Below are 17,973 nucleotides of genomic sequence, written 5' to 3'. Positions count from 1 at the left end.
GCCCGTTTGCTCTAATCGCTTGCCAACAGTACTGGCCATTCAGTCGCACCAGTGTTGCGCCAGTTGCTGGTCTTGGTTACAACCTCAGCCATACCCCGCCCGGATTGCTGCCCATGCCTGACTCGATAATTAACGACAGCGCGGTTTACAAGACCCTGCTGGAATCGACCAAAGCCATTCCTTGGACGATCGACTGGGCCACCATGACCTTCGCCTACATCGGCCCGCAGATTGAAACCCTGCTCGGCTGGCCACGGGCGAGCTGGGTCAGTGCCAACGACTGGGCCGAGCGCATGCACCCCGAAGACCGCGACAGTGTGGTGGCTTTCTGCGTGTCGCAATCCCAGGCAGGCACCGATCATGAGGCCGATTACCGTGCCCTGACCCGCGATGGCGGCTACGTGTGGATACGCGATGTGGTGCACGTGCTGCGCAACGAAGCCGGCGAGGTCGAGTCGCTGATTGGCTTTATGTTCGACATCAGCGAGCGCAAGCAGACCGAGCAGCAACTGCTGCAATTGCAGCAACAGCTCGAAGAGCTCTCCTACCTCGACGGCCTCACCGGCGTGGCCAACCGGCGCATGTTCGACAACCGCCTGCAGGTGGAATGGAGCAACGCCCAGCGCACCAGTCAGCCGCTGTCACTGATCCTGCTGGATATCGACTATTTCAAGGAATACAACGACCACTACGGCCATATCCAGGGCGACGACTGCCTGAAAAACGTTGCCCTGGCCCTGAGTGGCGCGGTCGTGCGCCCACGTGATTTGATGGCTCGCTATGGCGGCGAAGAATTTGTTCTGCTGTTGCCGGAAACCGATGCCCAAGCCGCCGCCCAGGTCGCGGAGCGCTGCCGCCAGCTGATCCACGAGCAGCAAATCCAGCATGCCCATTCCCAGGCCGCCCCGCTGCTGACCCTAAGCCTCGGCGTTGGCACCCTGATTCCAGGCCCGTTCGATCAGCCCCAGGCATTTCTTGAACAGGTCGATCGCCTGCTCTACAAAGCCAAGCACAGTGGCCGCAACCAGGCAGTGTTGGCCACGACGCCTTAATGCGGGTAGCTGCGCTTTAACGCTGTTTGTATTGGCTCGGGCAATATGCGCGGCCTACGTTCGGGTCGCGCAGCTGCAGGTGTTTGGTCTGCCGTCCGCTCACTCGGGCGCGCCAGAGTTTGAAACTGCCGGCTTTTAGGCTGCGGCGCATCAATGCGATCACCTGGGTTTCGCTCAGGCCGAATTGGGTGTCTATCGCCTCAAAGGGCGTGCGGTCTTCCCAAGCCATTTCGATGATTCGTGACCACTCGTGCTCTGTCAGTTCCATCGTGTACCTCGCCTTGGCCGAAGCCTTAACCGATGTTCGCCACCCTGGCCCGCGCCGCATGTAGCTTCTTGTAGCTTTCCACCAGGCGCAGATGCCGATCCAGCCCTTCCAGCTGCATATTGGTCGGCGTCAGGCCATAGAAGCGCACACTGCCCTCCAGCGAACCCAGCACCGCGTCCATGCGCTCATTGCCGAACATACGACGGAAGTTAGGCTCGAAGTCGCTCATCGCCAGGTCGTCGTCCATCTGTACTTCCAGCGCGGCATTGAGTGCCTGATAGAACAGGCCGCGCTCGGCGGTGTTGTCGTTGTACTGCAGGAAGGCCTCGGTAAGCTCCTTGGCGTCGTCGTACTTCTTCAGCGTGAGGTTGATCAGCAGCTTCAATTCCAGAATGGTCAGCTGGCCCCACACCGTGTTGTCGTCGAACTCGACGCCGATCAGCGTGGTGATATCGGTGTAATCGTCGACATCGCTGTTTTCCAGATTGCGCAGCAGGGATTTCAGGCCGCGATCATTCAGGCTGTGCAGGTTGAGGATATCCGCGCGGAACAGCAGCGCCTTGTTGGTGTTATCCCAGATCAGATCCTCGACCGGATAGATCTCCGAATAGCCCGGCACCAGGATTCGGCAGGCCGTGGCACCCAGGTGCTCGTACACCGCCATATAGGCCTCTTTACCCATGGCCTCGAGAATGCCGAACAGAGCCGCGGCCTCCTCGGTATTAGCGTGATCGCCCTGGCTGGAGAAGTCCCACTCGACGAATTCATAGTCGGCCTTGGCGCTAAAGAAGCGCCACGACACCACACCGCTGGAGTCGATAAAGTGCTCGACGAAGTTGTTCGGCTCCATCAGCGCCTGGCTTTCAAAGGTCGGCGCCGGCAGATCATTAAGGCCCTCGAAGCTGCGGCCTTGCAGCAGCTCGGTCAGGCTGCGCTCCAGCGCCACCTCAAAGCTTGGGTGCGCGCCGAACGAAGCGAACACGCCGCCGGTACGCGGATTCATCAGGGTCACGCACATCACCGGGTATTCGCCACCCAGGGAGGCGTCCTTCACCAGCACTGGAAAGCCCTGTGCCTCCAAGCCCTGAATGCCAGCAAGGATGGCCGGGTACTTGGCCAGCACGTCCTGCGGCACGTCCGGCAGGCACAGCTCACCTTCGAGGATTTCGCGCTTGACCGCGCGCTCGAAAATTTCCGACAGGCACTGCACCTGCGCCTCGGCCAGGGTGTTACCCGCGCTCATGCCGTTACTTAGGAACAGGTTCTCGATCAGGTTGGAGGGGAAGTACACCATCTCGCCATCGGACTGGCGCACGAATGGCAGTGAGCAGATACCACGCAGCGTGTTGCCCGAGTTGGTGTCATACAGGTGCGAGCCGCGCAGTTCGTCGTCCGGGTTGTAAATCGCCAGGCAGTATTCGTCGAGAATTTCTGCCGGCAGTGCATCTTTGGCGCCCGGTTTGAACCAGCGCTCGTCCGGGTAATGCACGAACGCCGCGTTCGCGATCTCCTCGCCCCAGAACTGATCGTTGTAGAAGAAGTTGCAGTTCAGCCGCTCGATAAACTCGCCCAGCGCCGACGCCAGCGCGCCTTCCTTGGTCGCGCCCTTGCCGTTGGTAAAGCACATCGGCGAATACGCATCGCGGATATGCAGCGACCACACGTTGGGCACGATATTGCGCCACGAGGCGATCTCAATCTTCATGCCGAGCTTGGCCATAATCCCCGACATATTGGCGATGGTTTCTTCCAGCGGCAGATCCTTTCCGAGGATGCGCGTGCCTTCGCCAGCCGTCAGCGCGGGTATCAGCAGCGCCTGGGCATCGGCATCGAGGTTTTCCACCTGCTCGATCACGAACTCCGGCCCGGCCTGCACCACCTTCTTCACCGTGCAACGGTCGATGGAGCGCAAAATGCCCACGCGATCCTTCTCGGAGATATCCGCCGGCAACTCGACCTGAATCTTGAATATCTGCTGGTAGCGGTTTTCCGGGTCAACAATGTTGTTCTGCGACAGGCGGATATTGTCGGTGGGGATATTGCGGGTATCGCAGTACAGCTTCACGAAGTAAGCCGCGCACAGCGCCGATGAGGCTAGAAAGTAATCAAATGGCCCCGGCGCGGAGCCATCGCCCTTGTAGCGGATGGGCTGGTCAGCCACCACTGTGAAGTCATCGAACTTGGCTTCAAGTCGGAGGTTGTCGAGAAACTTGACCTTGATTTCCATGCGGGATTACCAGAATACGAGCTAAACGAATGGCCGCCATTATCCGGGTTTTCAGCGGGAAGTCTTGCGCGGTGCGGGTTGGGCCTGACGAGTGAGCAGCACCCGATCACAGCGTTTATGGGAGTAGGGCGGCCTATAGATATGCCAATAATCAATAGGTGCTGCTGATAACTACGCCTATCGGGATAGGTTTTCTGCCCGCGTCGGCGGTACGTGTTCAGTATGTATTTTCCTACAACCCATATTCGACTGGCAGTGCTTGAAGAACGAAGCGACCGCAGTAGCTATACGCTATACATAATCCAATGATATGCGCCATGCAGCACCAGGCCGGAATGACGCTAATCAGTGTCCGGTATGAGTTGCGCGGTATGTTGAATAAAAATAATCATTAAATGCCGTCCTTGTATGGTGTTGAAAATTTGGGTGTTGGAGGGAAATTACGGTGATGGATTTAAATTTTTCTATACGCAAAATTCTTAGCGTACTGTTCGGCGTTTCTTTCAGTGTGGGGTCGTTAGCAGGTGTAGACCTTGCTTTATATAAAGACCTTTCCGAGACAGTCGCCTCGGAAAATTACCGCCTAATAAAAATAAATATTGGCGATGGCGGTTATGGAATTAGGTGGGACGCAAAAAATAAACAGTTCATTGCTGTAGGTTCTGGGCAGGGCTATAAAATAAAGCTTGATGGCCGTGTTGAGCAATACGCAAGATCAAATGTTATTCAGTGGGAAGTACATCAAGAGAAGTTCGATCCGAAGAGGCCGCAGCCCGTAGATTTAAAAGCCTTATATACGGGTAAGCCAATGAGTAGTCGTGAGGTGGCGGAACATTTAGATAATCTATATAAAAAAGCAGATATATTTTCTGACGAGAGCGGTGGGGTGCCAAAATTCTATGTGTATGCAGAAGGTATTTGGTATTACCTAGATAAATACACAAAAGCTGATTTTGATCAGGCGACGATGGAGATGCTGAAGAAGTTCTCATCATCCCATGAGGATAAAGAATTTGGCGCAATTCCTTTGCCGGCTCATAGAGAAACGCAATATGACTTTGATTATGACTGGAAGAATAGTAAAAACATTATCCGTCTGGATAAATTCGTTAGCACAGGTACACAGTCTAGTTTGACTGAGTACCTGCCCGCAGTGCCTACAGAGAAATTAGGAATTGGCTATTTTTCACTGACGCACAAAAATGAAGTGTTACGCTTCAAACTAAATACCCAGCAAGCGATATTTGCAGTCGGTAAATTTTGGTCTTACAGCTATATGTATTATCCGCCTTCAGGTGAGGCAGTGGACGTCGCCATTCTGGCCATTAGCGATCCGAATAATATTGATGGGAACAATGGCTTGTATCTGCTTCGTAAGAAATAACGCAATGTGGTTACACAATCAAGATTTTACCCATAGAGGTCATTTCCCTTGAAGTGACCCGTTATGGCTTTCTAGCAATTTCCCAGGGACGGATTTCCACATAACTAACGCCCGCCATCAGCCGCGCGAGGTACGAACGTCGGTTGCATGGCATTGTTATAGGGCAACCGGCTCATCACGCATTTTTTCCCAGGTTTGCACCATAAGCTTCTTGGTTGGTCCCCAGCGGTACCCCCCTAGTGCACCACTCTGCTGTATAACCCGGTGGCAGGGGATCAATAAAGCAACTGGATTTGCTCCAATGGCGTTACCAACTGCCCTTGCAGACCTAGGGGCGCCGAGTGATTTGGCTACTTCGGCATAGCTGGCCACAGAGCCCGTTGGTATTTTCAACAGAGCTCGCCACACAGCGATTTGAAAATTGGTTCCTGCCACATGGAGCGATAGCGGACCATGCCTAGCCGCAGCATCATTGCTAAAAAATACATCAATAGCTAGGCGCGTAGAAGAGAGGTTCTCCCTGATCGAACTGAGCGGCCAAGCGTTATGCAAGCTATTTAGCAACTCTTCCAGGCTGTTGAAGTCCATGAACTCTGCTCGGCAAACACCCCGCTGGGTTATCGCAACAAACATAGGTCCGAACGGGGTAGCGTGTACACCGTACTCGATATGAACCTGCTTACCACGACTTTTATACTCGCCGGGTGTAACTGCTTCCAGTTGCACAAAGTGATCATGCAACCTTGAACTACCGCTTAGCCCAAGTTCATGTGAGACATCAAGCAAGGAGTGAGAATTATCCAGTAATCCTTTGCCCCGCTCCAATGTCAGAACCTGTAAAAAGCGCTTCGGCGTAGTACCTGCCCAGCGACAAAACAGCCTTTGAAAGTGATACGGGCTCAGGTGCACATGGGCGGCTATATCTTCAAGGCTGGGCTGCTCAATTGCCCGTTCAACCAAATAAGCCATAGCGCTTGCGATTCGGTCATAGTCTGACATGGCGCAGCCTCTCAGACACGATTTATGGATACACCGCCATCTACCAGCATCGCAGACCCCGTGGTGAAGCTGGACGCATCGGAGGCAAGGTACAATGCAGACTGGGCAATTTCATCTGGTGTTGCCATACGCTTGAGAGCATGCAGATTATGCACAAACGCCAATGCTTCTGGCGTATTGGCAAATTCACGTCCCGCTGGGGTATCAGTACCACCGGGCAGAAGGGCATTGACCCTGATATTCTGAGGCCCATGCTCTGACGCCAGCACTTGAGTCAACCCAATAAGACCCGCCTTACTGGCTGCGTAGGCAGCCATGCCTGGCATACCTGCGGTGTAACCAACGAAGGTAGAGGTGAAAATTAACGAACCTCCTTTTCGGGCAGCCATAGCGGGCAGTTGGTACTTTGCGCCTAAGAATGCGCTGGTTAAGTTAGTCGCAATAACCTGATTCCAGTCCGTTTGCGACATCTCCGGGACAGGACCCATCGCACCTAGGATAGCCGCATTGTTGAAAGCGATATCCAATCCGCCAAAGTGACATACCGCTTTATCTACCAAAGCTTTGGCAAACGCTTCTTCGCCAACATCACCGGCTAGTGCCACTGCCTGCCCGCCTTCCGTATTGATTAAGTCCACAAGGTCATCAAGCTCCTGTTGTCGCCTTGCAGCCACAACGACGGCAGCACCTTCTCTCGCAAAAAGCTTCGCGGCTGCGTAGCCAATACCGGTGCTGGCGCCAGTAACGATAGCAACTTTGTTAGCAAGTACAGTCATCAATCATTCCTCCTAGTTCTGCTCACTGTATAAAGGCACATGCTCGAACAGAGCCTATATTAGGAGGACGAACGACTACTGCCGACCCGAATCTTGCTGTACTTCAATTGCGCTATAACGTTTGGTTAAGGGGCCGGCTTTAGCCCGCCCTGAGTGAGCGAAGCGAACGACTTGAACCACTTGTTAGGGTTTCCCACGATTTTCGTTAAGCCGCGAGTGCTCTTTAAGCTCTGCCTTAATAAAAGCCGAGATCATGGCACGATAGACGCTTTCTACTACCGCAGGGTTAGCTCCTTGCTCTTGTGCAAGTGTTGTGACTTTTGAAATTACTTGCTCTACGCGGTTGGGTGCCTTTACTTCACTTGTTGTCTTTTTGAATGATGCTGCTTGGGTGACAAAATTACCGCGTGCTGCGAGTAATATCACGATTTTGCGATCTATGTTATCGATGTTTTCGCGGACTTCGTTTAGTGAATTACACCTGACGTCCATGTGCGTCGTACTCCTATTTTTGCTCTGACCCTAACGTTTGGTTAAGGGGCCGGCTTTAGCCGGTCCTGGTGAGCAGGGCGAACGGTTTTAACCACTTGTTAGGCTCCAGCTGCACTGAGTTGTTGTGCTTTATTTGATTGTTTCTTAAGTAATACTGCGCAGATTACGAACAGCGGAATTTCAACGCTTGTTGCGAGCATTGCGAACCAATGAAAATTGCCATCCACTATGAAGCTGATTACGCGGCCTCCTGCCAAGCCGCCAAGGAAAACGGTTTCAAGCAGAAGTGCGGAGCGTATGTGTTCTTTGTGAAAAAAGCCTGCGATTAGTAAACCGCCAACTCCACAATACAGGCCCATGATTGCACGGAAAATATGCAACTCATTATCTTGTACTGATAAACCTATGATGCCCTCAAGAATTATTTTAGGGGTGATTCCGTAAAGAAGACCTATAGCGATAACTGATATTCCAGAAGCGAGTAGAAATTTCTGAATTCCTTTCATGCTGCGTAATTCCTTGCTTTGGAGCCTAACGATAAGCTAAGGGGCGGGCTTTGGCCCGTCCCAGTGAGTGAAGCGAACGATTTTAACCAGTTGTTATACGGCACTCTTCAACTTATCCAATTCGTCAGCCCTCAGTATTTTTGGGGTTACTCGAGGTAAACCTGAAGAATTAAAAAAAGGAGATTTTCTGTACCGTCCGGTGACGCGGTTCGTGACCACGATCCATATGAAGCGAACTAAAACTCCCAGAAGCCCACGTTGCTTTGGCTTCGTTTGGCCTAAGGCGGTGTCAGTATTTAAAACTGCAACGTCTGATCCAAAGTCTTTATCCATTTGCTGGCGGTCAAGGCAGCTGTGAATAAGGCCAATGAATGCAGCTTTTCGGCTGACCATAGTATTGCCAATAGGCGTTCCGCAACATGTTGCATACCAGCGGATCATGCCATTTTCGCTGAGGCGTACTGCCGATATGAGATTTTCCCCTTGGCAGAAAAGCAGGTGTTGTTGAGCCACTTGAACGATCTCAGTTCCGCCTTGTTCGTTTAGCACAAAAGGAGCTTTACCAAGAAAATGTGCGAACGCTCGGCAATCCGTGCAATAGCATATGAGACGATTGCTGGTTCCAATGCTTTCGAGTTTGCCTTTAACGGCACCACACTTACATTGAATTGGATGCATAGATATCACCATTCCTTGACCAGGTTACGATAAGCGCTGTGCTGTGTAACGTTTGTTTAAGGGGCGGGCTTTAGCCCGTCCCAGTGAGCGCAGCGAGCGGTTTAAACCACTAGTAAGGTTATCTAACCCGCGTTTGAGTTATGAGCGAAGTGTAGCGATAAGACGTTTTGGATTAAGCAGCAGGTTTAAAGCATCAATAATGTTTGAGGATACAATGTCGGCACTTGTCACTGTTGCTGATGATGAACCTTCTTTTTGAATTAATGCTATGCCAACGGCAGCAGACGCCAACATTTTTCTGTCGTTCATGCCGTTACCAACTGCGAATACGGTATCTGACCCGAGTTTAGATATGAATTCGAGTTTTTCTTCAGACTGATTATCTAGCGAAATAATTTTCAATGCCGTCGGCAGACCAGATAACTGTGCCTTTGCAAGGCCAAATGTATCTGCGGTAATAACGTGAATGTCCACACTGGATGAAAGTGTAACTAACAAGTCGCGTACACCTGGCAATAGTTCACCATCTACTGCAAGAGTTCCGTTGTAATCGCAAACTACGTGATCTATTTGTAAATTTTTAAAGCCAGGAATGATGATTTCGATCATGTTCTGATGAACCTAACGATTAAGCTAAGGGGCTGGCTTTAGCCAGTCCCAGTGAGCGAAGCGAACGATTTGAGCGCATTGTTATGTGCCTTTTGCACTGCAGCTTTTGAGGCCGCGAAATTCATGACCTTTTGGTGTGATTTTAGTAAGAGTTGCTGATTTCGGAATTGTTGGCGGTAGTTCGATTTCAGAGATATTTGATGACCATATGAGTTGGCCTTCTTTGATGCTTAGTAACGCCTCAATTGGCTTGTCACTATGGCTGCTATGTAGGGTTACTTTAGCTGTGTTCGAGCTAATAGCCTGCCCATAGACTGTAGGTTTTTCATCATCTGCCCATCCCCAGTCTATTTTTGCCGTGCCGCGGCCCGTGCCATAGTGGAAGCCGCAGATGGTATTTTTTTCTTGGGTTAGGTAAACATCGAATTTGTCCGCGACATTCGTAATAGTCCCATTTTTTGGAAATTCGATGCGCCAGATACCGGAAAAATCGGCAGATACTGAAGTGGAGAAAATTGCTAAGGACGCAGCAAGGAATTTTGAGAGTTTACTCATGACGCCCCTAAGGCACATAACGATTAAGCTAAGGGGCCGGCTTTAGCCGGTCCCAGTGAGCGAAGCGAACGATTTGAGCGCATTGTTAGACGCTGACACTGACTTTTTTCATACTATATGATTTCTCAGATAAATTAACTCTTGATATGGGAACATTGAGTCTATTTGATCTAAGTATAGATTTTATTTCTTTGTTGCTGAGCTTGCTTCTGGCGCCTAGCAAAACTTCTGAGACCTGTAGCTTTTCAGAGAAGGGCTCGAACATAAGCCTGTCGTCCATTATTTTCCCGGGAAATCGGACAAGCATTCTATGTTCTTCTTCATAATTCCAGTGAGCATGTTTCTTTGAAAGCATATGTTTAATAAATTCTAATCCCTTGATGTCGAGCGAGTCTTTGAATTCGCTTCCCGGTGTTCTCTTTTCTGTATATTGGATTTTTATTAGAGATGAGTCGGGAACCTCAAACCCTAGACATATGCCCGCATGTGACTCAGCGTAATGTGCCCATTGGACAGGGCTGCTATAGCTCGCACTAAAGCATAGAAGTCCGTACTCCCTGTTTGCACGATTCTTGCGCTCCTTTAGAGTGACTCGTGCTAAATAATTATCGGTCTCCATGTGAAAATATTCATATGGATCATTCAAAGCATTTAGTCTTGCGATTTTTAGATGACGATTTTTTAGCGCCTCTATCGCATATTTTTCTTTTAGAAAGTGGTAGACGCGCATTTTTACCCAAGTGTCTAACGTTTGGTTAAGGGGCGGGCTTTAGCCCGTCCCAGTGAGCGAAGCGAACGATTTGAACCACTTGTTATATTTCATGCCTCGAGAGCTTTAAGTAAGCCCTCAGAAATATCTTTTTTTAATATGTTTATGCTTTTGTATTCTTGTAGAGAAATCTTTATCGCAAGTTGTGATAGCTCGTTTATTGTTTTTTCTGACTGCTCTTTTTGCACTAAAAGTTGGTCTATTTGCCCTTGAGTGGCCCCGGGCTTTTGCAAGGCTAAACGATCAATGAGGTCGTAAGAGCTTTTCGTGCAGCGCTCGATGATGCTTTGGTTTAAGCTTATTTGCTGCTCTAGCATTCGGAGGGATGTTGATTGATAGTTGGAAATATAACTTGTGCTTGCTTGCTCTTCTGCCTGCTTAAGTTGCTTGCACTGGGTTTCATATGTTTCGTTTTGCAAATTAAATAATTTTTTGAATTCATTTTGCTGGGTTGCTAATAGCTTGCGCTGGATGCGAATTGTTTTTAATAACGCCATTAGCGTAATAAAAGCAACGAGAGGGCCAAATATACCTCCAAAAAATGAACCTAATGCTGACCAATCATTTGACGATAAAGATAGAGGGCCGGGGAAAGCGTGCCTGTAGAATAAAATTGCAATCAATAATGATAATAAAATTCCAGCTACTGAAATTTTAAGTACGACGTCTAGTCCGTCTTTTTCATCTTGGTGGTCTGCGGCGCTCAAGTAATCCTCCTTGAAATATAACGTTTGGTTAAGGGGCGGGCTTTAGCCCGTCCCAGTGAGCGAAGCGAGCGATTTGAACCAGTTGTTATGTTTTACGGAACACGGAATCGCGGTGAAAACTAATGTACTTCTGATGTTCAGGCTTAAGAGCGACCACCATTGAGGAATTAATGCCTAAAATTCCTGGTTCTTGTAACAGTGGTGAAATTAATATTTTTCCGGCTTCATTAAAAGATATAAAGCCTGAGTCAAATGCTTTGTCGAGATTAGGCAGCAAAAGCAGACCGTTGTAAGTATCAAGCCGTTCGGTGTTCGATGATGCGCTCCATGGTTTAATATGCGAGGCCACAAGCATTGAAAGGTCTTTATAGCCTGTAATGGAGCAGCCGCCCCAAAGTGAAATTAGTTTTTGACGGAAATTTCCCTGACCAATTCTTGTTTTTAGCAACAGCAATTTTTCTGTATTTGAAGTATTACTTTCCAGAAATATTGACTCAACATCAGATTCTATGTCTGAATCAAATCCTTCCTGTAAGTATTCCGTGTACTTTTTTAATGCGCTGCTATACATGTGGTGGCCGCGATCATTCCGCTCCTGATAAGTTGGATTGTTTTGCAAGCCAATAGCTATTTTTTCGAACTGACTATAGCTCTGGATTGAAGTCAGTGGTCCATCCAGTAGTCCCTCTTGTACGGCCCACTCGGACATTGTGCCGCTGACAGCACCTTCGTATTTCTTTATAGAGGACTCCGATAAGCCCCGGAGTTTCATCCATTTCTCAAAGGTCACAACACAGTCCTGATTTGTAAAACATAACGTTTGGTTAAGGGGCCGGCTTTAGCCGGTCCCGAGTGAGCGAAGCGAACGACTTGAACCACTTGTTAGGGTTTTTTAGCATAGATAACATGGCCTTTATCTTTTGCTTCATTAATAGTAAAAGTAAATGAGCGTTGTTCACCTCGTACTATGTGTTTTTTAAAGCGCTCTTCTGAAATGATTTTATGCCAATCAAATATCCACATTCGATCAATCGAATAATCATCATTTAAATGGATGAACAGCAAGTGTGTGGGACATTCGACGCCTTCGATCTTTGGAATGGCGCTGGTTTTTTTCCACCCAGAAGCCCAGCCTTTTCTTGTTTTAACTGATACGAGAGAACCAGAAGATGAAACAAAATCGTGTTCGTTTTGGTCATCTACAAGCTTTCCATCAAATAGGAGCTTTCCATAGATTTCGCCTAGCCAGCCAACAATTTCATTTCCTTTGAGGTTTTTCCCATCAGAATAGGCTGACAATTTTTCTTTAATTTCACTTTGAAGCGAAGAAAGTTTTGAAAATAGTTCTCGGCACTCCGTTTCAAGGTTATTAACTGCAACTGGATTTAGCATAAGAACCCTAACGTTTGGTTAAGGGGCGGGCTTTAGCCCGTCCCAGTGAGCGCAGCGAACGGTTTGAACCAGTTGTTAGAAGCCAATTGCACGACTAACGACCGGCAGCCGAACCACCATTTTTTGAGAACTGCTCTTTCAATCCAATTTTCAGCCATAACGTGCCACCTGACTGGATTGTAAGCTTCTTCATTTTCTTGCTCTTCCGCTTAAGCACGGACGGCTTCTCATAGTAACCAAAACGCCGCTTATACCAGCGCCGATCCATTTCGCTTTTGACTTTTTTGCTTAATTTTCTAAGCGCTAAATCAATTGACTCGTCATTCTGTACTTTTACTGTCACTGGCATTGTTGGCGTTTTATGGACTGACACCTGTCCTTCTTTGGCTTCTAACGTTTGGTTAAGGGGCGGGCTTTAGCCCGTCCCAGTGAGCGAAGCGAACGGTTTGAACCAGTTGTTATGTGCATTGGTTAGATATTTTTCCCTAGAGGGACGCCGGACCATATTGGATCTTTTATATCCGGACCAGATGGTCCTAGGTTCGATATGTCATGCACCATTTGAAAGCGTTTGCCTGCTGACGAAATTATCTCTAGGCAAACCAATATGTATTTGTTCTTTTTTTCGAAATAGCCAGGAGGTAACGCATAATTCAACTCATGCTTTAAAGTAAATGCTTTGATTTCGCCCGCTTTGAGTATAAATGAAGCTGTTTCATCTGATGGTATTTCGAGGTATGAAGAATCGCTGCGCAAATTGCCTAGCATCGATTTTCCTCTGAGGATGCAAATTTCTTTTATGTAGAGTTCCTGGCTTCCGTTGTTGCTAATGGTGTAATGCAGTTCTCTCTTTTGTCCGTTTACGCAATCGAATAACCGGCTGTTTAGGCAGAGAATTGCTTTCGCTGGTTTGTGCCAGTGAGAAAAGTAAAGAGCGAAGCCTGAAACTACTAAAGCCACTGTGGAGATTAAGAGGCTTAATATGTCTTTTGTTTCCATTGGTGGCCTTCAGGGTTCAAATGCACATAACTATAATTAGACGACATATCCAAATCTGCACACCATTGCCACTGCTGGCAATAAGTATCCAAATCTGGCCATCTCGTATCCATATGTGACCATCAGCTATTGATGATCCGTTCTTGCAGCCCCAGTTGCACGGCCGCTTTGTAGCTCAGCAACCATGCCTTCTGTTCAGGCTGCCACTTGCCGCCCGCCTGCTTTACCGCCGATTGGATGTCCTTCTCGTGAAAATGGATGCGCACGAAAACCAAGGCCGTTGCCTGTTCGGGCTTATGGGCGCGGGTTTTCGGTGGTTTGTGTTTGCGTTCGACGATCAGTTCGACGGTGGTGTAGCTGATCTGCTTTTCAGCGTCGTGGCGGTAGCGCACGGCGATCAGGTCGTCGCCGTAGCGTTCGACATAGCGTTTGGTGCCGTTTTTGCCCGGCTTGAGGCTTTTTACAACGTCCATATCGTGCCCCGCTGGGTGGCAGTGTCCTGCTGGCAGTCTGCCTGTATCCGGCGGGTGGCTCAAGCCTTGGCACGGGCGAGGGGCGTTGCGCCCCTCGCGTGATTTCGGCCTAGTTGGCTGGGGTGTTCAGGCTCTGCAGCAGGCGGTAATAAAAGCCGCTGGCATTGGCCAAGGTATCAATCCCCACGCGCTCGTTGGTGCCGTGCATGCGTGGCAGGTCTTCGCGTTCCATCAGCAGTGGGCTGAAGCGGAAGATGTTGTCGGTCAGCGGCTCGTAGTAGCGCGAATCGGTGCCGCCGACGGTGAGGTTGGGGCTGACCAGGGTATTGCTGAAGCTCTCGCTGATCACTTTGGCAAACTGCTGATAGGCCTCGCCCCTGACATCGGATACCGCCGAAGGCTCGCGCCCGCCGGGCATGACTTTGACCTGGATCTGCTCATCCGCCACCGCGTTGCGCACGTGTTCGGCCACGCTGGCGATGCTGTCGCGTGGATGGATGCGCAGGTTAAGGGTGGCGCGGGCGCTGGGTGGCAGGACGTTTTCCTTGATACCGGCACGCAGCAGGGTCGGTGATAGCGAGGTCTGCATTTGCGCGGCACCGGCCGGGGAGGCTGCCAGTTGTTGCTCTACCAGTGGGCCGAACAACCAGAGGTTGGCGAAGATCAATCGGTAGCCGAACGATTGCGCCGGGGTGAAGCTGGCCAGCAGGTCGCCGGTGGGGCCGTCGAAGCCGCGCTGGAAGGGTGCGTCCCCCACCCGTTGCAGGGCTTGGCTCAAACGGCCGATGGCGGTTTCATTGAAGGCCGGCGGCTGCGAGGAGTGGCCACCCTGGGCGTTGGCTTGCAGCGTCAGGCTGACGTAGCCCTTTTCCGCGATGCCGACCACGGCCACGTCCTGGCTGACGCCGGGGATCTGCCCGCGCACCACAAAGCCGCCTTCGTCGCTGACCCAGGCCAGGCGTTTGCCCTGTTCCTGTAACTGTGCGGCGATGCGTCGATTGCCCTGGTGGCCGCCGATTTCTTCATCGTGGCCGAAGGCGAGCAGCACATCGCGTTGCGGCTGAAAGCCCTGGCTGATCAGGGTTTCTACCGCTTCGAGAATCGCCACCATCGAGCCTTTGCTGTCGATGGCGCCGCGCCCCCAGACAAAGCCATCGGCGATCGCTCCGGAGAACGGCGGATGAGTCCACAGCTGCTCGGTGCCCGGCGCCACGGGCACCACGTCCTGGTGCGCCATCAGCAGGGCGGCAGGCAGTTGTGCGTTCTTGCCTGGCCAGCGCAGCAGGATGCTCGGGCTACCGGTTGCCAACGGTTCGGTGGTTGCAGTCAGACGCGGATAGCGTTGCGCCAGCCACTCGCGCAGGCCGGCAAACGCAGCATCGCTGGCGGCCTGTTGGCTGGCCGGTGCGCCGACCTGATGCGACAGGGTCGGCAGGCGAATGGCTGCTGCCAGGTTTTCCGCGGCGCGCTGGCCATCCAGTCCATCAGGCATGCTGACCGGCGCGCTGTTGTAAGCGGCGGCTGGCAGCATCAGGGTGCGGCCGACGACGATGGCAATCAGGCCGAGCAGGATGATCAGCAAAAGCAGTAACAGACGTTTCATCGCCTTCTCCTTGTCTTAAGGACGCAGAATCAGCTGGCTGCGGCTGTTGGCCTTGATCGCCTCGGCGTCCAGGTGCATCGGCACATACTCACCGCGTATGTAGGCTTCGGCCTGGTCTTTGTAGTGCTCATCGAACAGCACACCGCTCTGCCCAACCGGGTTAATGCCCAGTGCTGTGCTGGCGTCGGCCATATCGATCAGGCGGCGGGTCGAGGGGCCGTAGACCACCGACCAGGGCGCAGGACCCACCGGTTGCGCCAGGTTGTTGGGCGTTTCGTGGCCGCCCGGCGCGGCAAATGGGCCGACGTTGAACAGTTTATCCAGCGGTTTCTGCTGGCCCAGCGGATGGCTGTGGGTGAGGGTGTGCACGCTGCCCCAGGCCCATGTTGCGCTGTCACTGCCCAGGGTGCTGCGCAGGTGGGCGAGGCTGGCTTGCCAAGCGACTTTGACGGTATCGGCGCGGCTTTCCACGGCGTCGCTGCCGCGCTTATCCCACCACGGCGAACTGGCATCGGCGGCCAGGCGCGGCAGGGCACTGTCGAGTACGCGGGTTTGCAGCAGATTGCTAAAGAAGGCCTCGCTCAGCTCATCGGCCATGGCTTCACGCGTCAGTTGGTAAACCAGCTGGTTGAACAGCGTGGCGGCGGTGGTATCGACCTGGTGTTGGCCATCCCAGCTCAGCAGTTGTTCGACTAGCGCCTGCTCTTCGTTGCCATTGGCGGCGGCACGTAGATCAGCGGCCAACGGGGCAAGCAGGCGCTGCGGGTAGCCGGTGCCGGGTTCCAGTTGCAGCGCCTGGCTGTTCTGCAGGTCCCACTTCACGCTGTTGTCGCGCAGGCGTTCGTCGAGGCGTTGGCCGCGATCTGCCAGGTTGTAGTAGCCGGGAATCTCCATGCCGGTCGGCGATACGGGTTGGTAGTTGGCCGAGACGATATAGCCGCGCGCGGGGTTTTCTTCCTGCGGGTTGGCGCTGAACGGGAAGTAGCCGTCTTTCTCCGCCTCGCCGTTGCTGCCGTCGAGGATAAAGCTCGGGTTGACCCCGGCGGGACGGCGCGGCAGTTTCGCCGCCGCCCACCAGCCGATATCGCCCGTGGCATTGGCCCACACCACGTTCAGCCCAGGTGCTTCGATGTTTTCCACCGCGCTGCGTGCTTTATCCAAGGTGCTGGCGCGGTTGAGTTGATAGAAGCCGTCGAGAATCGGGTTCTCGGTCTCCAGGAAGGCCCACCACATGGCAATCGGTGTGCTGCCGACAGTCTCACCCAGAGCGCTGTTGATGATCGGGCCGTGGGGCGAGCGGCGGATGGTCAGGTTGACCGGCGCTGCGTCCTTGACCGTGATCTGCTCTTCGCGGCTTTGCAGCTCGACCCATTGGCCGCGATACCAGACCTGGTTGGGATTATCCGGATTGGTTTTTTCGGCGATCAGGTCGAGGTCGTCGTTCTGGAACATGGTCAGGCTCCAGGCGAACGCCTTGTTATGCCCCAGCGACGCGACCGGGTTCAGCGCCTGGTGGTGACCGTACAGGCTGAAACCGGGATAACTCAGATTGGCCTCGTACCACACCGACGGCACGGCGAAGCGGATATGCGGGTCGCCGGCCAGCAGCGGTTTGCCGCTGGCGGTGCGGCTGCCGGAGATAGCCCAGGCGTTGCTGCCTTCGAACTGTGGCAGGCCGGCATCCAGTAGCGCGGCGTGGCTCAACTCGGCGATGGCATTGAGATCCTGCCAGTCGCTGGCGGCAAGCTGCTGGCCGACCACGCCCTGCGGGTGCCAGTCGAGGTCGAAGACCTTGAGGTAATCGGCGCCCAGCTGATCACGGATATGCGTCAGCACCGGCTCTGTACGGAAGGCCGCCGCAAAGCTATAAGCCATATAGCCGGCGACGCTCAGGGTGTCAGCCGTGGTGAAGGGGCGTTTCTCTATACCCAGTACATCAAATTCGATCGGTGCAGAGTGGTTGGCTTGGTACTGGTTGATGCCGTCCAGGTAGGCTTGCAGCGCCTGGCTCGCCGGGGCGTTCATGTCCATCTTCGCCGCGTAGCGGTCGGCGTGCTCGCGGATGCCCAGTGTGCGGAACAGGCGGTCGGTGTCGACCAGCTTGCTGCCGAGAATCTCCGCCAGCTCACCTCGGGCCAGGCGGCGGAGGATTTCCATCTGGAACAGGCGATCCTGAGCGTGCACATAACCCAGCGCGCGGTACATATCGGCCTCGTTCTGCGCCTGGATATGCGGCACACCGCGTTCGTCGTAGTCCACCGTGACTGCGGCCTGTAGGTTGCTCAGTTGCAGCTCGCCGGCGCGTTGCGGTTGCTTGCTGTCGATATACCAGTAAGCGCCAGCGGCGGTGGCGGCAACAATCAGGGCCAGGGCAGTCAGGGTGCGATTCATGGGGTTTTCCTTGTTATAGGTTTTATCAGCGCCGCCATTGTGCGGGCGGATTGTCGCGGCGGCATTGACCAAATACAGCAAGAATGAAAGTCT

Annotated in this window: 20 protein-coding genes; 2 read left to right on the top strand and 18 right to left on the bottom strand. The window is 52.4% G+C overall.

The genetic code is table 11. The features are described 5' to 3' along the window. Positions 1-113 precede the first annotated feature (113 nt). Entirely contained in the window at positions 114-1,052 is a 939-nt protein-coding gene (locus ACIGEK_RS02335; RefSeq protein WP_397491770.1) for a sensor domain-containing diguanylate cyclase, read from the top strand. A 16-nt stretch (positions 1,053-1,068) separates the two neighbouring features. Here the strand turns inward: ACIGEK_RS02335 and ACIGEK_RS02330 are convergent, their stop codons facing one another. After that, positions 1,069-1,320, bottom strand: coding sequence for a TIGR03643 family protein (locus ACIGEK_RS02330; protein ID WP_397491769.1), 252 nt, complete (start codon positions 1,318-1,320; stop codon positions 1,069-1,071). A gap of 25 nt (positions 1,321-1,345) precedes the next feature. Continuing rightward, positions 1,346-3,547: an OsmC domain/YcaO domain-containing protein gene (locus ACIGEK_RS02325; protein WP_397491768.1), complete on the bottom strand. Its 2,202-nt coding sequence runs from the start codon at positions 3,545-3,547 to the stop codon at positions 1,346-1,348. 448 nt (positions 3,548-3,995) lie between these two features. Here ACIGEK_RS02325 and ACIGEK_RS02320 point away from each other — a divergent pair, with 448 nt between their 5' ends. Continuing rightward, positions 3,996-4,931, top strand: coding sequence for a hypothetical protein (locus ACIGEK_RS02320; RefSeq protein WP_397491767.1), 936 nt, complete (start codon positions 3,996-3,998; stop codon positions 4,929-4,931). Positions 4,932-5,087: 156 nt separating this feature from the next. Here the strand turns inward: ACIGEK_RS02320 and ACIGEK_RS02315 are convergent, their stop codons facing one another. From ACIGEK_RS02315 to ACIGEK_RS02240, 16 genes are all read right to left on the bottom strand, one after another. Continuing rightward, a complete protein-coding gene (locus tag ACIGEK_RS02315; RefSeq protein ID WP_397491766.1) occupies positions 5,088-5,930 on the bottom strand; it encodes a methylated-DNA--[protein]-cysteine S-methyltransferase in 843 nt (280 codons plus the stop codon). An 11-nt stretch (positions 5,931-5,941) separates the two neighbouring features. After that, complete coding sequence (locus ACIGEK_RS02310; protein ID WP_397491765.1) at positions 5,942-6,706, bottom strand: SDR family oxidoreductase; 765 nt, start codon at positions 6,704-6,706, stop codon at positions 5,942-5,944. A 183-nt stretch (positions 6,707-6,889) separates the two neighbouring features. Then, positions 6,890-7,198, bottom strand: a complete 309-nt coding sequence (locus ACIGEK_RS02305) for a chorismate mutase (protein WP_397491764.1) — start codon at positions 7,196-7,198, stop codon at positions 6,890-6,892. Positions 7,199-7,296: 98 nt separating this feature from the next. Next, on the bottom strand, positions 7,297-7,704 hold the full coding sequence (locus ACIGEK_RS02300; protein ID WP_397491763.1) for a DUF4345 domain-containing protein: 408 nt from the start codon (positions 7,702-7,704) through the stop codon (positions 7,297-7,299). Positions 7,705-7,797: 93 nt separating this feature from the next. Beyond that, entirely contained in the window at positions 7,798-8,382 is a 585-nt protein-coding gene (locus ACIGEK_RS02295) for a DUF6151 family protein (RefSeq protein ID WP_397491762.1), read from the bottom strand. A 138-nt stretch (positions 8,383-8,520) separates the two neighbouring features. After that, positions 8,521-8,991: an HAD family hydrolase gene (locus ACIGEK_RS02290; RefSeq protein WP_397491761.1), complete on the bottom strand. Its 471-nt coding sequence runs from the start codon at positions 8,989-8,991 to the stop codon at positions 8,521-8,523. Between the two features lie 81 nt (positions 8,992-9,072). Then, positions 9,073-9,546 (bottom strand): hypothetical protein, encoded by a 474-nt coding sequence (locus ACIGEK_RS02285; RefSeq protein ID WP_397491760.1) that lies wholly within the window; start codon positions 9,544-9,546, stop codon positions 9,073-9,075. 85 nt (positions 9,547-9,631) lie between these two features. After that, positions 9,632-10,276 (bottom strand): DUF2971 domain-containing protein, encoded by a 645-nt coding sequence (locus tag ACIGEK_RS02280; RefSeq protein WP_397491759.1) that lies wholly within the window; start codon positions 10,274-10,276, stop codon positions 9,632-9,634. A gap of 89 nt (positions 10,277-10,365) precedes the next feature. Then, on the bottom strand, positions 10,366-11,022 hold the full coding sequence (locus ACIGEK_RS02275; protein ID WP_397491758.1) for a hypothetical protein: 657 nt from the start codon (positions 11,020-11,022) through the stop codon (positions 10,366-10,368). A gap of 85 nt (positions 11,023-11,107) precedes the next feature. Continuing rightward, complete coding sequence (locus ACIGEK_RS02270) at positions 11,108-11,812, bottom strand: HNH endonuclease (protein WP_397491757.1); 705 nt, start codon at positions 11,810-11,812, stop codon at positions 11,108-11,110. A 92-nt stretch (positions 11,813-11,904) separates the two neighbouring features. Continuing rightward, on the bottom strand, positions 11,905-12,414 hold the full coding sequence (locus ACIGEK_RS02265; RefSeq protein ID WP_397491756.1) for a hypothetical protein: 510 nt from the start codon (positions 12,412-12,414) through the stop codon (positions 11,905-11,907). 94 nt (positions 12,415-12,508) lie between these two features. Continuing rightward, positions 12,509-12,787, bottom strand: a complete 279-nt coding sequence (rpsU, locus tag ACIGEK_RS02260) for a 30S ribosomal protein S21 (RefSeq protein ID WP_397491755.1) — start codon at positions 12,785-12,787, stop codon at positions 12,509-12,511. Positions 12,788-12,885: 98 nt separating this feature from the next. Then, positions 12,886-13,413 (bottom strand): hypothetical protein, encoded by a 528-nt coding sequence (locus tag ACIGEK_RS02255; RefSeq protein ID WP_397491754.1) that lies wholly within the window; start codon positions 13,411-13,413, stop codon positions 12,886-12,888. Between the two features lie 122 nt (positions 13,414-13,535). Beyond that, complete coding sequence (locus tag ACIGEK_RS02250; RefSeq protein WP_397491753.1) at positions 13,536-13,886, bottom strand: hypothetical protein; 351 nt, start codon at positions 13,884-13,886, stop codon at positions 13,536-13,538. A 109-nt stretch (positions 13,887-13,995) separates the two neighbouring features. Next, positions 13,996-15,489 carry a M20 family peptidase gene (locus ACIGEK_RS02245; protein ID WP_397491752.1) on the bottom strand — a complete coding sequence of 498 codons (1,494 nt, stop codon included), beginning with the start codon at positions 15,487-15,489 and terminating at the stop codon, positions 13,996-13,998. 15 nt (positions 15,490-15,504) lie between these two features. Next, positions 15,505-17,880 carry a penicillin acylase family protein gene (locus tag ACIGEK_RS02240; RefSeq protein WP_397491751.1) on the bottom strand — a complete coding sequence of 792 codons (2,376 nt, stop codon included), beginning with the start codon at positions 17,878-17,880 and terminating at the stop codon, positions 15,505-15,507. Positions 17,881-17,973 lie beyond the last annotated feature (93 nt).

Source organism: Pseudomonas sp. NPDC079086 (assembly GCF_044542155.1).
Classification (GTDB): Bacteria; Pseudomonadota; Gammaproteobacteria; order Pseudomonadales; family Pseudomonadaceae; genus Aquipseudomonas.
The sequence above is the reverse complement of the archived record's forward strand: the minus strand, read 5'-3'. Positions and strand labels throughout refer to the sequence as shown.

Coding starts and splice junctions, on each gene's coding strand:
- ACIGEK_RS02335 (WP_397491770.1), top strand. CDS start 114: ATGCCTGACTCGATAATTAACGACAGCGCGGTTTACAAGACCCTGCTG.
- ACIGEK_RS02330 (WP_397491769.1), bottom strand. CDS start 1,320: ATGGAACTGACAGAGCACGAGTGGTCACGAATCATCGAAATGGCTTGG.
- ACIGEK_RS02325 (WP_397491768.1), bottom strand. CDS start 3,547: ATGGAAATCAAGGTCAAGTTTCTCGACAACCTCCGACTTGAAGCCAAG.
- ACIGEK_RS02320 (WP_397491767.1), top strand. CDS start 3,996: ATGGATTTAAATTTTTCTATACGCAAAATTCTTAGCGTACTGTTCGGC.
- ACIGEK_RS02315 (WP_397491766.1), bottom strand. CDS start 5,930: ATGTCAGACTATGACCGAATCGCAAGCGCTATGGCTTATTTGGTTGAA.
- ACIGEK_RS02310 (WP_397491765.1), bottom strand. CDS start 6,706: ATGACTGTACTTGCTAACAAAGTTGCTATCGTTACTGGCGCCAGCACC.
- ACIGEK_RS02305 (WP_397491764.1), bottom strand. CDS start 7,198: ATGGACGTCAGGTGTAATTCACTAAACGAAGTCCGCGAAAACATCGAT.
- ACIGEK_RS02300 (WP_397491763.1), bottom strand. CDS start 7,704: ATGAAAGGAATTCAGAAATTTCTACTCGCTTCTGGAATATCAGTTATC.
- ACIGEK_RS02295 (WP_397491762.1), bottom strand. CDS start 8,382: ATGCATCCAATTCAATGTAAGTGTGGTGCCGTTAAAGGCAAACTCGAA.
- ACIGEK_RS02290 (WP_397491761.1), bottom strand. CDS start 8,991: ATGATCGAAATCATCATTCCTGGCTTTAAAAATTTACAAATAGATCAC.
- ACIGEK_RS02285 (WP_397491760.1), bottom strand. CDS start 9,546: ATGAGTAAACTCTCAAAATTCCTTGCTGCGTCCTTAGCAATTTTCTCC.
- ACIGEK_RS02280 (WP_397491759.1), bottom strand. CDS start 10,276: ATGCGCGTCTACCACTTTCTAAAAGAAAAATATGCGATAGAGGCGCTA.
- ACIGEK_RS02265 (WP_397491756.1), bottom strand. CDS start 12,414: ATGCTAAATCCAGTTGCAGTTAATAACCTTGAAACGGAGTGCCGAGAA.
- ACIGEK_RS02255 (WP_397491754.1), bottom strand. CDS start 13,413: ATGGAAACAAAAGACATATTAAGCCTCTTAATCTCCACAGTGGCTTTA.
- ACIGEK_RS02250 (WP_397491753.1), bottom strand. CDS start 13,886: ATGGACGTTGTAAAAAGCCTCAAGCCGGGCAAAAACGGCACCAAACGC.
- ACIGEK_RS02245 (WP_397491752.1), bottom strand. CDS start 15,489: ATGAAACGTCTGTTACTGCTTTTGCTGATCATCCTGCTCGGCCTGATT.
- ACIGEK_RS02240 (WP_397491751.1), bottom strand. CDS start 17,880: ATGAATCGCACCCTGACTGCCCTGGCCCTGATTGTTGCCGCCACCGCC.